Annotated in this window: 13 protein-coding genes; 3 read left to right on the forward strand and 10 right to left on the reverse strand. The window is 74.3% G+C overall.

What is annotated here, in order from left to right; translation table 11 throughout:
* Positions 1–2: 2 nt before the first annotated feature.
* The 10 genes from ACI6QG_RS06090 to ACI6QG_RS06135 form a co-directional block, all read right to left on the reverse strand.
* Positions 3–1,229, reverse strand: a complete 1,227-nt coding sequence (locus tag ACI6QG_RS06090) for an ABC transporter substrate-binding protein (protein ID WP_407023682.1) — start codon at positions 1,227–1,229, stop codon at positions 3–5.
* 27 nt (positions 1,230–1,256) lie between these two features.
* Positions 1,257–1,727 (reverse strand): MaoC/PaaZ C-terminal domain-containing protein, encoded by a 471-nt coding sequence (locus ACI6QG_RS06095; RefSeq protein ID WP_407023683.1) that lies wholly within the window; start codon positions 1,725–1,727, stop codon positions 1,257–1,259.
* Positions 1,724–3,328, reverse strand: coding sequence for an AMP-binding protein (locus ACI6QG_RS06100; RefSeq protein WP_407023684.1), 1,605 nt, complete (start codon positions 3,326–3,328; stop codon positions 1,724–1,726). Before ACI6QG_RS06100 ends, ACI6QG_RS06095 begins: the two co-directional genes overlap by 4 nt.
* Complete coding sequence (locus ACI6QG_RS06105) at positions 3,328–4,401, reverse strand: alcohol dehydrogenase catalytic domain-containing protein (protein WP_407023685.1); 1,074 nt, start codon at positions 4,399–4,401, stop codon at positions 3,328–3,330. The genes ACI6QG_RS06100 and ACI6QG_RS06105 overlap by 1 nt, the downstream gene beginning before the upstream one ends.
* A gap of 148 nt (positions 4,402–4,549) precedes the next feature.
* The gene (locus ACI6QG_RS06110; RefSeq protein ID WP_407023686.1) at positions 4,550–5,476 is read right to left on the reverse strand and encodes a LysR substrate-binding domain-containing protein; all 927 of its coding nucleotides are present in this window, start codon (positions 5,474–5,476) and stop codon (positions 4,550–4,552) included.
* Positions 5,477–5,672: 196 nt separating this feature from the next.
* Positions 5,673–6,617 carry a Bug family tripartite tricarboxylate transporter substrate binding protein gene (locus tag ACI6QG_RS06115; RefSeq protein WP_407023687.1) on the reverse strand — a complete coding sequence of 315 codons (945 nt, stop codon included), beginning with the start codon at positions 6,615–6,617 and terminating at the stop codon, positions 5,673–5,675.
* Between the two features lie 7 nt (positions 6,618–6,624).
* On the reverse strand, positions 6,625–7,566 hold the full coding sequence (locus ACI6QG_RS06120; protein ID WP_407023688.1) for a Bug family tripartite tricarboxylate transporter substrate binding protein: 942 nt from the start codon (positions 7,564–7,566) through the stop codon (positions 6,625–6,627).
* Positions 7,563–9,134, reverse strand: a complete 1,572-nt coding sequence (locus ACI6QG_RS06125) for an acyl-CoA carboxylase subunit beta (RefSeq protein WP_407023689.1) — start codon at positions 9,132–9,134, stop codon at positions 7,563–7,565. The genes ACI6QG_RS06120 and ACI6QG_RS06125 overlap by 4 nt, the downstream gene beginning before the upstream one ends.
* Complete coding sequence (locus ACI6QG_RS06130) at positions 9,131–10,489, reverse strand: acetyl-CoA carboxylase biotin carboxylase subunit (protein ID WP_407023690.1); 1,359 nt, start codon at positions 10,487–10,489, stop codon at positions 9,131–9,133. The genes ACI6QG_RS06125 and ACI6QG_RS06130 overlap by 4 nt, the downstream gene beginning before the upstream one ends.
* A gap of 4 nt (positions 10,490–10,493) precedes the next feature.
* Positions 10,494–10,721, reverse strand: a complete 228-nt coding sequence (locus ACI6QG_RS06135; RefSeq protein ID WP_407023691.1) for a biotin/lipoyl-binding carrier protein — start codon at positions 10,719–10,721, stop codon at positions 10,494–10,496.
* 70 nt (positions 10,722–10,791) lie between these two features.
* Between ACI6QG_RS06135 and ACI6QG_RS06140 the strand changes: the two genes are divergently transcribed.
* Genes ACI6QG_RS06140 through ACI6QG_RS06150 form a run of 3 tightly spaced genes read left to right on the forward strand, consistent with a single transcriptional unit; the run spans position 10,792 to position 14,823 of the window.
* Complete coding sequence (locus tag ACI6QG_RS06140; RefSeq protein WP_407023692.1) at positions 10,792–11,487, forward strand: GntR family transcriptional regulator; 696 nt, start codon at positions 10,792–10,794, stop codon at positions 11,485–11,487.
* A gap of 37 nt (positions 11,488–11,524) precedes the next feature.
* The gene (locus ACI6QG_RS06145) at positions 11,525–13,879 is read left to right on the forward strand and encodes a CaiB/BaiF CoA-transferase family protein (protein ID WP_407023693.1); all 2,355 of its coding nucleotides are present in this window, start codon (positions 11,525–11,527) and stop codon (positions 13,877–13,879) included.
* Positions 13,876–14,823 (forward strand): Bug family tripartite tricarboxylate transporter substrate binding protein, encoded by a 948-nt coding sequence (locus ACI6QG_RS06150; RefSeq protein WP_407023694.1) that lies wholly within the window; start codon positions 13,876–13,878, stop codon positions 14,821–14,823. Before ACI6QG_RS06145 ends, ACI6QG_RS06150 begins: the two co-directional genes overlap by 4 nt.
* The last annotated feature ends 714 nt before the right edge of the window (positions 14,824–15,537 follow it).

Genomic DNA, 15,537 nt, shown 5'->3' on the forward strand with positions numbered 1-15,537 from the left:
CGCTACCGGACCAGCGCGCAGCCGCCATCGGCCAGCGGGCGGAAGGCCTGGTCCGCCGGGGTGGTCGCCAGCAGCTTGTAGTAGTCCCAGCCGCCGCGGCTTTCCTCCGGCCGCTTCACCTCGAACAGGAAGGAGGGGTGCAGCTTGCGGCCATCGGGGCGGATGGAGCCGGCGCCGAAGGCGTCGTCGTCGGTGGGCATCGCCTTCATGCGCGCCACCGTCGCCGCGCCGCTGCGCTTGGCCTGCGCCACGCCCAGGTCGGCCACCGCCTTCAGGTAGTGCAGCGTGCCGCCGTAGCAGCCGGCGTGGCTCATCGCCGGGTGGATGCCGCCGGTCTTGGGCAGGACGCGCCGGGTGAAGGCGCGGGTGCGGTCATTCAGGTCCCAGTAGAAGCTTTCGGTCAGCACCAGACCCTGAGCGGTCTGCAGCCCCAGCGCGTGGATGTCGGTGATGAACATCAGCATGCCGGCGATCTTGGTGCCGCGGCGGGTGATGCCGAACTCCGCCGCCTGCTTGATGCAGGCCACGGTGTCGTTGCCCGCGTTGCACAAGCCGATCACCTTGGCGCGGCTGGCCTGCGCCTGCAGCAGGTAGGAGGCGAAGTCGCTGGTCGCCGGGAAGGGATGGCGCACGCTGCCCAGCACCCGGCCCTGCGCCTCGCGCACGAAGGCGGAGGTCTCGCGCTCCAGCGAATGGCCGAAGGCGTAGTCGGCGGTGATGAAGAACCAGGTGTCGCCGCCCGCGCGCACCATGGCGCCGCCGGTGGAGCGCGACAGCATGTAGTTGTCGTAGGTCCAGTGCACCAGCGTCGGGCTGCACTGCGCGCCGGTCAGGTCGGTGGAGCCGGCGGTGGAGTTGACGTAGGCGCGGTCCTTCTCGCGGCAGATGCCGTTGACGGCGAGCGCGACGGCGCTGTTGCCCACGTCCACGATCATGTCCACGCCCTCGCGGTCGATCCACTGGCGGGCGATGTTGGAGCCCACATCGGGGCGGTTCTGGTGGTCGGCCGAGACCACCTCCACCTCGATCCCGCCATGGGCGGCGCGGAACTCCTCCACCGCCTGGCGCACGCAGGCGACGGAGGTGGGCCCGCTGGCGTCGCGGTAGACGCCCGACATGTCGTTCAGGACGCCGATCTTGATCGCCTGGGACTGGGCGCGCGCCGGGGCGTGCGGAGCGGCGGAAAGGACGGCGGTGGAGGCCAGGAGGCCGCGGCGGGTCAGGTTCATCGGAAGTCCCTCAGGGTCGGAAAACGGTCAGGCGGCGGGGCTGTCGGCGGCTGGACGCTTGAGCACCAGCACGTCGCTGGTGCCGTCCTGGATCACCGCGCCGTGCTCGTCCAGCAGGCGCAGGCGGCGGTTGACGCGGCCGACGCGCCGGCTGCTGCCCGGCTCCGTCTCCAGGATCGTGAGCTCCAGGTGCAGCGTCTGGCCGACCAGGATGGGCGCGACGAATTTCCATTCGCGCAGGGACATCATGGCGACCGCCGTGCGGTCGAAGATGCCCAGCTGGTGCATCATGCCGGTAGCCATCGCGATGCCCAGCGCGCCATGCACCACGCGCTGGCCGAAGCGCGTGCCCTTGGCGAAGGCCGCGTCGGCGTGGATCGGGTTCCAGTCGCCCGACAGCATGGAGAACATGGTCAGGTCGGTTTCGGTGACCGTCCGCCCGGTGCTGACGAAGACCTGGCCCGGCGCGAATTCCTCGAAATGCAGCGATGCGCTCATGCGCGTTCCTCCAGCGCCAGGCGCTCCCTGGCCATGTCGCGCAAGCGGTTGCGCTGCACCTTCAGGCCGTTCGTGCCGTCGGTCATGGGATACTCCGCGACGAACCAGAGGCGCGCCGGCACCTTGAAGGCGCCCATCCCCTCGGCGGAGCGCGCGATGAGCGCCGCGGCCTCCGGCGCCGCGCCGGGCGCGGGGATGACAAAGGCGACGGCGCGCGGCTGCCCTCCGATCTCGGCGGCGACCACCTGGGCGTCGGCCACGCCGGGCAGGCGCTTCAGCACGTCCTCGATCTCGGCCGGGCTGACCAGGAAGCCGCCCAGGCGCATCGCGTCGCCCATGCGCGCCTCGTAGACCAGCGTGCCGTCGGGCCGCAGGTGGCCGACATCGCCGGTGCGGAAGAAGCCGTCCGGCAGCAGCGCGGCGGCCGTCGCCTCCGGGTCGTTCAGGTAGCCCAGGAAGGTGCTGGGGGCGCGGATCTCGATCTCGCCGGAGGCACCGGCCGGTGCCAGGGCGCCCGTCGCGCCGTCACGGATGCGCAGCTGCACCGCCGCGCCGGCCACCGGGCGGCCGCCGCCCCGCACCCGCTCCTCCACCGGCAATTCGCGCGGCTGCAGGGCGAAGAGGGCCAGCACCTCGCTGGAGCCGTACATCCCCAGGAAGGGCATGCCGCGCGACCAGGCGTCGCGCGCGTCATCGGCGAAGCTGGTGGTGAAGGCGCCGAAGCCGAAGACGCGCGCGGTGGGGAAGGGCTGGTCGCCCGGGGCGGCGTCCATCATCCGGCGGAACATCTCGTCGCTGCCATACATGTGCGTGACGCCGTGGCGGGCGAAGAGCGCGGCGGCGGCCGGGCCCTCGAAGGCCTCCATCAGCACCACCGGGGCGCCGCCGGCGAAGGCGGCCAGCACGCTGTTCAGCCCGAACACGCCGCAGAGCGGCAGCCCGGCCAGCAGCACCGCCCCCGGCTGGTCCAGCCCATGCGCCGCGGCGCAGTTGCGCGCGTGGCCCACCACCGTCCGCTGCGGGTGGATCACCAGCTTCGGACCCTTGGTGGTGCCGGAGGTGGGGAAAAGGATCGCCGGTGCCCCGGGGTCGGAGGCGTCCTCGCCCGGCGCCGGGGCATGGGCGCGCAGGTCCAGCCGGGTGACGGGGCGGCCGAGCACCTGTGCGGGGGCGGCGGCGTCGCCGTCCAGCAGGGCGATGCGCTCCAGCGCCGGGATCTCCCCCGGCGCGATGCCGGCGAGGATCGCCAGGAAGTCCACGCGGCGGAAGCCGGCCTGCGTCACCAGCAGCCGGGCGCCGCTGCGCCGGAGGATGTGCGCCACCTCCTCGCTGCGGTAGCGGGTGTTGACCGTCACCAGGGCGGCGCCCAGCCGCGCCAGCGCGAAGAGCAGCGCCAGCCATTCGATGCGGTTGACCAGCCAGACGGCGACCAGGTCGCCGCGCCCGACCCCCTGGGCCTGGAGGCAGGCGGTGGCGCGGCGGCACAGCGCGTCGAAGCCGGCGACGGTGACCTGCTCGCCATCGGCGATGAAGGCGACCGCGTCGGGTGCCGTGGCCAGGCGCTGCTCCAGCAGCGCGGCGAAGGTCATGCCATCGCGCATCAGCCCCCCGCCACCTCCAGCACCAGCCGGCCCTGGCCTTCGCCGGCCTCCATGCGCCGGTGCAGCCCGGCGGCGTCCTCCAGCGGCACCACGCCCTCGACCGCGGCGACCAGGCGCCCGTCGGCCACGCGCGCCAGCACCTCGGACAGTTCCTGCGCGGTGCAGGACTTGGTGCCCAGCAGCGCCACCTCCTTCAGGATCAGGTGCGCCGGGCGCAGCGTCGCCGCCTTGCCCTCCACATTGCCGACGATCACCACCCGCCCGCCGCTGCGCACCGCGTGCAGCGATTCCGCCAGGGTGCGGGCGCCGACGATCTCCAGCACCACGTCGGCGCCGCGGCCGCCGGTGGCCGCCTTCACCGCGCGGGCGAAATCCAGCTCGGGCGACACCACCACCTCGGCGGCGCCCAGGCGGCGCAGCGCCTCCGCCTTGCCGGCGCCGGAGGTGATGGCGATCACCCGCGCGCCGAGCGCCACCGCGACCTGCACCGCGTGCGCGCCGACGCCGCCGCTGGCGCCGGTGACCACCACCGTCTCGCTCTCGGCCAGCTTCGCGCGCGTCACCAGCGCGTGCCAGGCGGTGCCGAGGGTGCAGGAGACGATGGCCGCCTGGGCGAAGGACACCTCGGGTGGCAGCGGCACCACGCCATCCGCGCGGCGGGCGACGTATTCGGCATAGCCGCCATCCACGTCCTCGCCGAGGAATTTCGGCCGCTCGCCCTCGCACAGCGAGGCGTTGCCGGACAGGCAGCGCTCGCAGGCGCCGCAGCCGAGGAAGATCGTCGTCATCACCCGGTCGCCCGGGCGGAAGTCCTGCACCGCCCGGCCGGCGGCGGCGACGGTGCCGCTGACCTGGTGGCCGAGGATCACCGGCACGCGGGCGTGGGGAAAGGCGCCCTTGCGGGTCAGCAGGTCGTGCCGGCACACGCCGCAATAGGCGACGCGGATCAGCACCTCGTCATCCCCGGGCACCGGCACGGCGACGGAGCGGCAGGCCAGCACCTCCGGCCCGCCGAACTCCGTCATCACCACCGCGCGCATGGCCGGCGGCACTTCCCCCAGGCGCGCGATCATGCCCGGGGCCGCGACGGATGGCGGGGATCGGGCGCCCGGGCGTCGGCCCGCGGCGCGGTCTTGCAGGGGGTGTCGTTCAAGCGGGCGGTTCCTCCGCGGCCATGGAGCCGGGAAGGGGCCTTGCCGTCCAACACTTTGATCGTCCGGATTAAGACGCCTCACGTCTCACCGCCAGGGGCCGCGCCGCCGCGCCGCCGAGGCCCGCCCGGGCCAGCGCGACGAAGGCGCGCACCAGCGGGGAGGTGCTGTCCCTGCGCCAGGCCAGCGCGAGCTCCAGCACCGGGCTCGCCTCGCGCAGCGGGCGCAGGGCCACGCCCTCGATGCGCAGCAGCCCGGCGGAGGCCGGCAGCAGCGCCACGCCCATGCCGGCCGCGACCAGGCGCATGATGGTCTGCAGCTCCCCGACCTCCTGCGCGACGGAGGGCGTGAAGCCCGCGGCGTGGCACAGCGCCACGACGGGGTCGTTCAGCGCGGCGCCGACGGCGCGCGGGTACATGATGAAGCCCTCGCCGGCCAGGCGGCCGACCGGCAGCCGGGCGGCGCGGGCCAGCTTGTGCCCCTGCGGCAGGGCGGCGACCAGCCTTTCCCGCCGCACCACGAGCAGGGCGATGCCCGGGTTGCGCACCGGCGGGCGCAGCAGCCCGACATCCTGCTCCCCCTCCTCGATCGCCCGCAGCTGGTCGGGGCTCAGCACGCCCTCGCGCAGCACGATGTCCACGTCCGGGTGCGCGGCGCGGTAGGCGGCGAGCAGGTCCGGCAGGACGTCGTAGCTCGCGGAGCTGGTGAAGCCGATCACCAGCCGCCCGGTCAGGCCCTCATGCGCCCGGCGCGCGGCGCGGCGGGCCTCGTCCATCCGCTTGAGGATCGCGCGCGCCTCGCCGATCAGCACGCGCCCGGCCTCCGTCAGCTCGACGTGCCGCTTGGTGCGGTGGAAGAGCGGCACGCCCAGGTCGGCCTCGAGCGCCTTGATCTGCTGCGACAGCGGCGACTGCGCGATGTGCAGGCGCGCGGCGGCGCGGGTGAAGCTGAGCTCCTCGGCGACGGCGAGGAAGTAGCGCAGGTGCCGGATGTCCACGGCCGGGAGGGGTCCTTTGGGCGGGGCGCGAGGATACCGCGCCGTCGGCCCGGTGCCGAGTGGCCGGCGCCCGGCAGGGCCTCGCCGACGCGCCACGCCTGTTCACCCAGGGCCCAGGCAGCATCGAAGGCGGCCATGGCCCGCTACCCGGCGGTTGGGGCCTGGCCACCAACCCTCCCCCGGCCAGCTTCGCCGCTCAGTCGGCGCGGATGTTGGCGCGGCGGATGGTCTCGCCCCAGCCCTGGCGGTCGCGCGCCATGCGGGCGGCGAAGGCGTCCGGCCCCTCGGTCACCGGGGTCAGGCCGCTTTCCAGCAGGCGCTGGCGGATGGCGGGCTCGCGCAGGGCCACCGCCATGGCATCGGACCAGCGCGCGATGGCGGCGGGCGCCATGCCGCGCGGGCCGCACAGGCCGAACCAGCCCGCCACCTCCAGCCCCGGCACGATGTCGGGCAGGCGGGGGGCGCTGGCGAATTCCGGCACGCCCTCGCGGTCGGCCAGGGCCAGCAGGCGCAGGTCGCCGGAGCGGATCTGCCCCACCACGTCGCCCAGGTTGGTGATGAGCAGGTCCACGCGCCCGGCGATCACCTCCAGCGCCGCAGGCGCCGCGCCGCGGAAGGGCACGTGCAGCATGTCCAGCCCCGCCATGCTGGCCAGCCGCGCCCCCGTCAGGTGCTGCGCGGTGCCGATGCCGGCCGAGGCGTAGCTCAGCGCGCCGGGCCGCTGCCGCGCGGCGGCCACCAGCTCCTCCAGCGTGCGGTGGGGGCTGCGCGCGCCGGTGACGACGCCGTAGGAGGACAGGGCGAAGTTGGCGACCGGGATCAGCTCCGTCCGCGGGTCCACCGGCAGCACGGCGCCCGGCAGCTCGGGGCTGATGGTCATGGTGCCCATGGGGCATTGCAGCACGGTGGCGCCATCGGGGGCGGAGCGCGCCACCGCCTCGGCGGCGATGAAGCCGTTGGCGCCGGTGCGGTTCTCCACCACCGGGCGGGCGCCCAGCTGCGGCGCCACCCCCTCGGCGATGAGGCGCGCGACGAGGTCGCCGGTGCCGCCGGGGGCGAAGCCGGCCAGGATGCGCGGCGGCCGGTCCTGCGCGGCGGCGAGGGCGGGCAGCAGCAGGAAGGCAAGGAGGAGGCGCTTCATCGGTGGGTCACTCCGCGCGGATGCCGGCGTTGCGGATCACCGCGCCCCAGGTGGCGCGGTCGGTGGCGATGGTGCGGGCGAAGGCGGCGGGGTTCTCGTAGCGGGGCACCAGGCCGTTCTCGCCCAGGCGGCGCAGGGTGGCGGGGTCCTCCACCGCGGCGCGGATGGCCCCGGCCCAGCGGGCGATGACCGGTTCGGGCGTCCCGCGCGGGGCGCAGAAGCCGAACCAGCCGGAAACGGCATAGCCCGGCACCGCCGCGCCGACCTGCGGCACATCGGGGAAGGCGGGGCTGCCGATGCCGTCGGCGAAGGCGAGCATGCGCATGGAGCCGCCGCGCACCTGCTGCACCGCATCGCCCAGGTTGGTGATGATGGCGTCCACCCGGCCGGCCATCACCTCCACCACCCCCGGCGCAGCGCCGCGGAACGGGACATGGACGAGCTGGATGCCCGCCATCTGCTCCAGCCGCGCGCCCGAAAGATGGGACACGGCGCCGATGCCGGCGGAGGCGTAGGTGAGCGTGCCCGGCCGCGCGCGGGCGGCGGCGAGGAACTCCTCCACCGTGCGGAAGGGGGAGGTGGCCGCGACGAACATCGCTTGGGTGGAATGGGCGAAGTTGGCGATGGGAACGAGGTCGCGCTGAGGGTCCACCGGCATCTGCGCGCCCGGCAATTCGGGCGAGATGGTGAGCATGCCGGTGGAGCATTGCACGACCGTGGAGCCATCGGCGGGCGAGCGCGCGGCCTCGGCGGCGGCGACGAAGCCGTTGGCGCCGGTCCGCACCTCCACCACCGGGCGGGCGCCCAGGCTGGCGGCGGCGCCCTCGGCCATGATGCGGTTCACCATGTCGCTGGTGCCGCCGGCCGCGAAGCCGCCCAGGATGCGCGCCGGCTGCTGCGCCTGCGCCGCGCCGCCGAGCAGCAGCAGGGCGAGGAGCAGGCGCCTCACGGCCGCATCCGCAGTGCGGAGGGGGTGGGGCTCAGCAGCGGCCGGGCGAGGTCGGCGAAGTCGGTCAGCAGGCGCCGCGTGTCGCGCGGGTCCACGATCTCCTCCACCCAGAAGGTTTCCGCCGTGCGGAAGGGGGAGCGGAGCTGGTTCAGCCGGTCCTCGATCTCCGCCAGCTTCGCCGCCTTGTCGTCGGCCACCGCGAGGTCGGCGGCGTAGGCGGCCTCGATCCCGCCTTCCAAAGGCAAGGAGCCCCAGCGGGCGGACAGCCAGGCGTAGCGCAGGGAGAGGCGGCTGGCCGGGCCATGCACCGCGCCGGCCACGCCGAAGGCGTTGCGGATGATGACCGTGCACCAGGGCACCGTCGTCTGCCCCATCGCCGCCATGGCGCGCACGCCCAGGCGGATGGTCGCCGCCTTCTCCGCCTCCAGCCCCACCATGAAGCCCGGGCAGTCGCACAGGTAGACCACGGGCAGGTGGAAGGTTTCCGCGAGGTCGAGGAAGCGGATGATCTTGGAGCAGGCATCGGCGGTCCAGGAGCCGCCATAGAAGAAGGGGTCGGAGGCCATCACCGCCACCGGCAGCCCGTTCAGCCGCGCGAGGCCGGTGATGATGGGGCGGCCGAACATCTTGCCCATCTCGAAGAAGGAGCCGCGGTCCACCACGGATTCCACGATGGGGCGCATCTGGTAGACGCGCCGCCGGTCGCGCGGGATGGCGGTGAACAGCTTCTCGTCGCGCCGCTGCGGGTCGTCCTCGCACGCCGTCACCGGCGGCAGGGCGTGGACGGAGGAGGGCAGGTAGGACAGGAAGCGGCGGGCGGCGGCGAAGGCTTCCTCCTCCGTCTCCACCGCATGGTCCACCGCGCCGGACTTGGTCTGGATCTCCCAGCCGCCCAGTTCGGTCTTGGACAGGTCCTGCCCCAGCCGCGCCACCACCGGCGGGCCGGCGACGAACATGGCGGATTGCTTCGTCATCACGGAATAGTGCGAGGCGGCGAGCCGCGCCGCACCCAGCCCGGCCACCGAGCCCAGCCCGAGCCCGACCACCGGCACCACCGCCATGTTGGCGGTGGTGAGGTGGAAGAGCTGCGTGCCCCCCACCCCGCCGGGCAGGTTGGCGCGCCCCGTCGTCTCGATGGTCTTCACCGAGCCGCCGCCGCCCGAGCCCTCGATCACGCGGATGATGGGCAGGCGCAGTTCGTTCGCCATGCGCTCGGCCATCACCGGCTTCTCGCGGATGGTGGCGTCGGCGCTGCCGCCGCGCACGGTGAAGTCGTCGCCGACGATCACCACCTTGCGGCCGTCCACCGTCGCGCGGCCCATCACGCAGTTGGACGGGGTGAGGCGCAGCAGCTCGCCCTTGTCGTCATACTCGGCGCGGCCGGCGATGGCGCCGATCTCGTGGAAGCTGCCGGGGTCGGCCAGCTTCGCCACGCGCTCGCGCACCGTCAGGCGGCCGCCGGCATGCTGACGGGCCACCTTGTCGGGGCCGCCCATCGCCTTGGCATGGGCTTCGCGCAGGCGCAGCTCGTCCAGCTCGGGCTGCCAGCCGGTGGCGGGGGCGGTCACTGGGCGGGTTCCGTCAGGCATTGCTCCACCAGGCGCTTGCGCGCCTCCTCCAGGAAACGTGTGTGCATCGTGGCCGCGCGCATCTCCGGCGCGCGCAGCGCGGCAGCGAGGAAGGGGGCGTTCACCCGCAGCCCCTCGGCGCGCACCGCGTCCAGGGCTTCCGCCAGGCGCTCCAGCGCCTCCGCGCGCGTCGGCGCATGGGCGATCAGCTTGGCCAGCATGGAATCGTAGAAGGGCGTGACGGTGTCGCCCGCGCGCACCCCGGCATCCACCCGCACGCCGCCGGGCAGGTCGAGGCGCGCCAGGTGGCCGGGGGAGGGCAGGAAGTTGCGCGCCGGGTCCTCGGCGCAGAGCCGCGCCTCGACGGCATGGCCCTCCAGGCGGATGTCGTCCTGGGTGAAGGGCAGGCGCTCGCCGGCGGCGATGCGGAGCTGCCATTCCACCAGGTCCAGCCCGGTGACCGCCTCCGTGACCGGATGCTCGACTTGGAGGCGGGTGTTCATCTCCATGAACCAGATGCGGTCGGGGTGCAGCGGCGCCTCGGCGATGAACTCCACCGTGCCGGCGCCGGCGTAGCCGACGGCGCGGGCCAGGGCGCAGACGCGGCGGCCCAGCTCGGCGCGCGTCGCTTCGTCCATGCCCGGGGCGGGGCTCTCCTCCACCAGCTTCTGGTGGCGGCGCTGCAGGGTGCAGTCGCGCTCGCCCAGGTGCAGCACGGTGCCATGCGCGTCGGCCAGCACCTGCACCTCGATGTGGCGCGCATGCACCACGGCGCGTTCCAGCAGCAGGCGGTCATCGCCGAAGATGGCGGCCTCGCGCCGCGCCGCCTCGATGGCGCCCGGCAGGGCGGCGGCATCGGCGGCGAGGCGCATGCCGCGGCCACCGCCGCCGGCCACCGCCTTCACCATCACCGGGAAGCCGATGCGCGCGGCGGCCTCGGCCGTCGCCTCCGGCGCGCCCGGCAGGCAGGGGACGCCCGCTTCCTCCGCCACCGTGCGGGCCGCGGCCTTGCCGCCCATGGCGCGGATGGCCGGGGCCGGCGGGCCGATGAAGGCGAGGCCGGCCGCGGCGCAGGCCTCGGCGAATTCGGCGCGCTCGCTCAGGAAGCCGTAGCCCGGATGCACCATGCGCGCGCCGGAGCGCTTCGCGGCGTCGAGGATGGCGGGGATGCTGAGGTAGCTGTCGCGCGGCGGGGCGGGGCCGATGCGCTCGGCGCGGTCGCAGGCCTCGACGTGCAGCGCCTCGGCATCGGCGTCGGAGAAGACGGCGATGCTGGGCACGCCCAGCCGGCGGCAGGTGCGGGCGATGCGCGCGGCGATCTCGCCCCGGTTGGCGATGAGGACGGGGCCGAGCATGGCCCTAGCGCCGGATGGTGGCGACGGGCTGGCCTTCCTCCACCTGCTGGCCTTCCTCGACCAGCACGGATTCCACCGTGCCGGCATGGGGGGCCAGCACGGGGATCTCCATCTTCATGCTTTCGAGGATCACCACCGGCTCGTCCTCCGCCACCACCGTCCCGGGCGGGGCGGTGATCTTCCAGACGGCGGCGCCGATCTCGGCGCGGATGGTGGCGATGCCCTCGGCCATCGTGCTTTCCTGAACCTGTTTCCCCGCGATGGCCTTGCCAGCCGCCGCATTTGTGATCACGTTTTCATCCATGCCGCCGCCTGTCAACACCCCATCCGTGGAGTCCATGGCCGCGCAGGTGCATGGCCGGCTGCGGCTGGCCTTGATGCGCTCGCGCTTCCTGCCCGGCGAGAAGCTGACCCTGCGCGCGCTGGGCGAGGAGCTGGGCGTCAGCGCCACCCCCATCCGCGCCGCCCTGGCGCGGCTGGTGAGCGAGGGGGCGCTGGAGCAGCATGACCGCCGCTCCGTGCGCGTGCCCACCCTGTCCGACGCGCGCTTCCGCGAGGTGGTGGAGCTGCGCATGGACCTGGAGGGCAAGGCCGCCGCCCGCGCCGCCGAGCGCGCCCAGCCCGCCGACATCGCAAGGCTGGAGGCCATCCACGCCGCGATGACCGCCGCCCGCCTGGATGGCCGCGCCGAGGCGATGATGCTGGAGAATGAGCGCTTCCACATGGCGCTGTGCAGCCTGGCCGCCATGCCGGTGCTCCAGCGGATGGTGGAGGGACTGTGGCTGCAATGCGGGCCGCTGAATGCCGGGCTGAAATCCATCCGCTTCCTGCACCAGCCGGAGGAGCACCCGCACCATGACGTGATTCGCGCCTTGCGCCAGGGCGACGGCGCGCTGGCGCGGCTGGCTGTGCAGCGGGACATCGCGGTCTATGCCGATGCCCTGCTGCGGCGCCTGCCGGCGATGAATGCCGCCCGCCGGACGGTTGACGCGGCCTGACGGCCGCATTCATGATCAAAAAAACGGAGGAAGGTTCATGGCGAAGGCCCTCCAGGGGATCCGTGTGCTGGAGGCCGGCCAGGGTGCCGCCCTGGCCTATGCCGGCAAGCTCTTCGCGGATTTCGGCGCGGAGGTCTGGAAGCTGCCCGATGCGGCGGACCCGCTGCACCAGGCCTGGCCGCTGCGCGACGGCACCTCGCTGACCGAAGCCTGGCTGAACGCCAACAAGCGGCTGGGCACCGGCAGCGTCGCCGGGCACGCGCCCGCCTTCCACGTGCTGCTGGACGGGCGGCCGGGCGGCGTGGAGGAGGCGCTGCCGCCGCACCTCATCCACCTGCGCATCGGCTGGTTCGGCGCCACCGGCCCCCATGCCGGCTTCGCGGCGACCGACGTGACGGCGCGCGCCCTGGCCGGCGTCTTCGCCTGCACCGGCCCGAAGGAAGGGCCGCCGCAGATGCTGGGCGGCGTGGCGGGCGAGGCGCTGGGCGGCATCTGCGCCTTCATCGCCGCCGCGGCATCGCTCTGGGGCGGCGGCGGGCGCGCCATGGAGGCCTCGGTGCACGAGGCCAATGTCGCCATCGCCGAGTACCAGGCGGCGCAGGCGGTGACGAACCCGGAGGTGGAGCAGCGGCTGGGCATCAACCGCTTCGCCCCCACCTGCCCGCTGGGCGTCTATCCCTGCAAGCAAGGCTGGCTGGGCGTGACGGTCGTCACCCCTGCCCAGTGGCGCGCCTTCTGCGACATGGTGGGGCTGGAGGAGCTGGGCCGCGACCCGCGGCTGGTGATCGGGCTGGAGCGCCTGCCGCAGGCCGACCGGCTGGACGCGCTGTTCGGCGAGCGGCTGAAGGCCCGCACCGCCGAGGAATGGTTCGCCGAGGCGCTGGCCCGCCGCCTGCCCTTCGCCGTGGTGCCGGAGATGGCAACGCTGCTGCGCACCCCCACCCACCGCGCCCGCGCCGCCTTCCAGCGCATCACGCATCCCGGCGGCAATTTCGAGGGGCCGACGCCGCCGCAGCGCCTGACGCGCACGCCGCCGCGCGCCACCGGCATCGCGCCCGGCCCGGCCCAGCCCATCCCCGCCGCCCCGACGCTGTCCGGTGCCGCTGCCGCGCCGGGCTCGCTGCCGCTGGCGGGGATGCGGGTGGTGGACCTGTCCATGGGCTGGGCCGGGCCGCTCTGCACCCGCACCCTGGGCGACCTGGGCGCGGAGGTCATCAAGGTCGAGGCCATCCAGTATCCCGACTGGTGGCGCGGCGTGGACCCACGCCCGGCCTTCTTCAGCGAGAAGCGCTACGAGAAGGATGTCCGCTTCGCCTTCCAGAACCGCAACAAGCGCGGCATCACGCTGGACCTGTCGCGGCCCGAGGGCGCGGCGCTGCTCAAGCGCCTCGTCGCCACGGCGGATGCGGTGGTGGAGAACTACGCGCGCGAGGTGCTGCCCAAGCTGGGGCTGGACTACCCGGTGCTGCGCGCGGCGCGGCCGGACCTGGTGATGCTCTCCATGCCCGCTTTCGGCGGCGAGGGGCCGTGGCGGGATGCGCGCGCCTATGGCTCGACGCTGGAGCACGCCTCCGGCCTGCCCACCGTCTCCGGCCCCGCCGATGCGCCGCCGATGACCAACCAGCTCGCCTATGGCGACCCGGTGGGCGGGCTGAACGCCGCCGCCGCGCTGCTGGTGGCGCTGCTGCACCGCAAGGCCACGCGCGAGGGGCAGCATGTGGACCTGGCGCAGGTGGAGTGCATGTTCCCGCTGGTGGCGCCCTGGATCATCGCGCAATCGGCGCTCGGCTCGCCGGGGCCGCGGCTGGGCAACCGCCACCCGCAGCACGTGCCGCACGGCGCCTTCCCCTGCGCCGCCGATGGCTGGCTGGCGGTGGCGGTGACGGATGACGCCGCCTGGGCGCGGCTGGCCGCGCTGCTGGGCCGCCCGGACCTCGCGGCGCTGGACGCGGCGGCACGGCGCGGGCGCGAGGATGAGCTGGAAGCGCTGATCGCCGCCTGGACGCGCGGCCGCGAGGCCGATGCGGCGATGGCGGCCTTGCAGGCCATCGGCGTCGCCGCGGGCACCGTGCGCTGGCCCACCGACCTGCGCGAGGACCCGCACCTGCGCGCCCGCGGCTTCTGGCAGGCGGCGGAGCGCCCCTTCCTGGGCGCGCATGAGCTGCCCTCCGCCCCCATCCGCCCGCTGGGCGGCGGCCCGCTGCCGGTGCGCCGCCCCGCGCCGACCCTGGGGCAGGAGAACGAGGCCGTGCTCGGCGCCATCCTTGGCCTCGGCCCGGAGGAGATCCGGCGGCTGGAGGCGGAAGGCATCATCGGCGCCGCGGCCATCCCGGCCGAGGCACGCAAGCCGCGCAGCCAGCCCGCGCGGCAAGGGGAAAGGGAACCCGCATGATCGCCCGCCGCTCGCTGCTCCTTGCGCCCCTCGCCACGCCGGCCCTCGCGCAGGGCGGCTTTCCCGACAAGCCGATCCGGCTGATCTATCCCTTCGCGCCCGGCGCGGGGGATGTCTTCGCCCGCGCCATCGGCGAGCGGCTGCGCGAGACGCTGGGACAGCCGCTGGTGATCGACAACCGCCCCGGCGCCAACACCATGCTGGCCGCCGAGGCTGCGGCCCGCGCGCCGAAGGATGGCTACACCCTGGGCTGGGTGGCGACCTCCACCCTGTCGCTCAACCCCAATTTCTACCCGAACATCACCTACCGGCTGGAGGATTTCGCGCCGCTCTGCGTGGTGTACCGCGCCCCCGTCTCCTTCGCCGTCACCGCCGAGCTGCCGATCCACACGGTGGCGGAGGCGCTGGAGTACATCCGCCGCAATCCCGGCGCCGGGGTGGGCAGCGTGGGCAACGGCTCCTCGCCGCACCTGACGATGGAATGGCTGATGTCCCTCACCGGGGTGCGGCTGGAGAACGTGGCCTATCGCGGCGAGCAGCCCATCGTCACCGACCTCATCACCGGGCGCATCCCCTTCTACGCCGGCTCCACCAACACGCTGCTGCCGCACCTGGCCGGGGGGAAGTTCCGCATCCTCGCCACCTCCTCGCCCACGCGCCTCGCCGCGCTGCCGGACGTGCCGACCTTCGCGGAAACGGTGAGCCCTGTGCTGGTGCAGCGCTACTGGCATGGCGTGGTGGCCCCTGCCGGGGTGCCGGCGGCCATCCTGCGGCGTCTCGCTGAGGCCATCGCCGAGGCGGTGGGCAGCGAGGAGATGCGCCGCCGCGCCACGCCCGACCTGCTGCTGGAGCCGGTGCTGCTGGACGACTTCGCCGCGCTGGTGCGCGAGGAGCAGGCGCTCTACGGCCGGCTGATCCGCGAGCGCGGCATCAGCGTGGCGTGAACCCGCGGGCGGGGCGGCGCTGCGTCCCGCCCTTGGTCATCGCGCCCTGATCGGCGGGGTGGCGCGGCCGGCTGGAGGAGGAGCTTGCTGGGGGGCACCCGCAACGAGGGTGGCGAACGCCACGCCCGCGGGGCCACGCCAAGGCCGATGGCGCTGCCGGGCAGCGCAGCGGCGGCGCCGCCCGGTGCGGCGCTGCCGGCTTCCGTCAGGCGCGCGGCGTGGCGGAGCGAGGGGTTCCGCCTCCCGCGGTCATCGTGATGCTCCGGGTGCCGCTCATGCGACGCCTTTCCCAAGGCTTCGGGGATGAAACCGGCAGGGACGGTGCGCGACGCGCGCAGGCGATGACCCGCCGCCCGGAGACGGGCACGACGAAGGCAGCGCGGGTGGGGCGTGCCGGGCGGCCACGGGGTGCAGCCACCCCTTGCAACCACGGCCGGACCCGGCGGGATTCGCGCTCACCTCCTCTGCTTCCAGCAAGCGCCCATCGCGCGAGGCGGCCTCCCAAGCGGCTGGTCCCGTTTGCATCGCGACGTGCTGCAGGAGGCGTCGGCGCGGTTCGCGAAGCTTCGCAGCAGGACGTAGAGGAACTGCCCGGCAGCCATGTCTGCCGCAGACGCCCGACCTTCGCCCGTGGAAGCGGGTTCCAGCCGGACTCCGTCGCCTGCCGGCCGCTTCCACGGGGGCAGGCCCATCCTTCCTTCGACGAGGCCCCGC

It is taken from the genome of Sabulicella flocculans, assembly GCF_045449635.1.
GTDB lineage: Bacteria > Pseudomonadota > Alphaproteobacteria > Acetobacterales > Acetobacteraceae > Roseococcus.

Excerpts from the sequence above, each read along its gene's own strand:
- ACI6QG_RS06130 (WP_407023690.1), bottom strand. The coding sequence starts at position 10,489 with ATGCTCGGCCCCGTCCTCATCGCCAACCGGGGCGAGATCGCCGCGCGC.
- ACI6QG_RS06095 (WP_407023683.1), bottom strand. The coding sequence starts at position 1,727 with ATGAGCGCATCGCTGCATTTCGAGGAATTCGCGCCGGGCCAGGTCTTC.
- ACI6QG_RS06090 (WP_407023682.1), bottom strand. The coding sequence starts at position 1,229 with ATGAACCTGACCCGCCGCGGCCTCCTGGCCTCCACCGCCGTCCTTTCC.
- ACI6QG_RS06135 (WP_407023691.1), bottom strand. The coding sequence starts at position 10,721 with ATGGCCGAGGGCATCGCCACCATCCGCGCCGAGATCGGCGCCGCCGTC.
- ACI6QG_RS06140 (WP_407023692.1), top strand. The coding sequence starts at position 10,792 with ATGCCGCCGCCTGTCAACACCCCATCCGTGGAGTCCATGGCCGCGCAG.
- ACI6QG_RS06115 (WP_407023687.1), bottom strand. The coding sequence starts at position 6,617 with ATGAAGCGCCTCCTCCTTGCCTTCCTGCTGCTGCCCGCCCTCGCCGCC.
- ACI6QG_RS06100 (WP_407023684.1), bottom strand. The coding sequence starts at position 3,328 with ATGCGCGATGGCATGACCTTCGCCGCGCTGCTGGAGCAGCGCCTGGCC.
- ACI6QG_RS06105 (WP_407023685.1), bottom strand. The coding sequence starts at position 4,401 with ATGATCGCGCGCCTGGGGGAAGTGCCGCCGGCCATGCGCGCGGTGGTG.
- ACI6QG_RS06145 (WP_407023693.1), top strand. The coding sequence starts at position 11,525 with ATGGCGAAGGCCCTCCAGGGGATCCGTGTGCTGGAGGCCGGCCAGGGT.
- ACI6QG_RS06150 (WP_407023694.1), top strand. The coding sequence starts at position 13,876 with ATGATCGCCCGCCGCTCGCTGCTCCTTGCGCCCCTCGCCACGCCGGCC.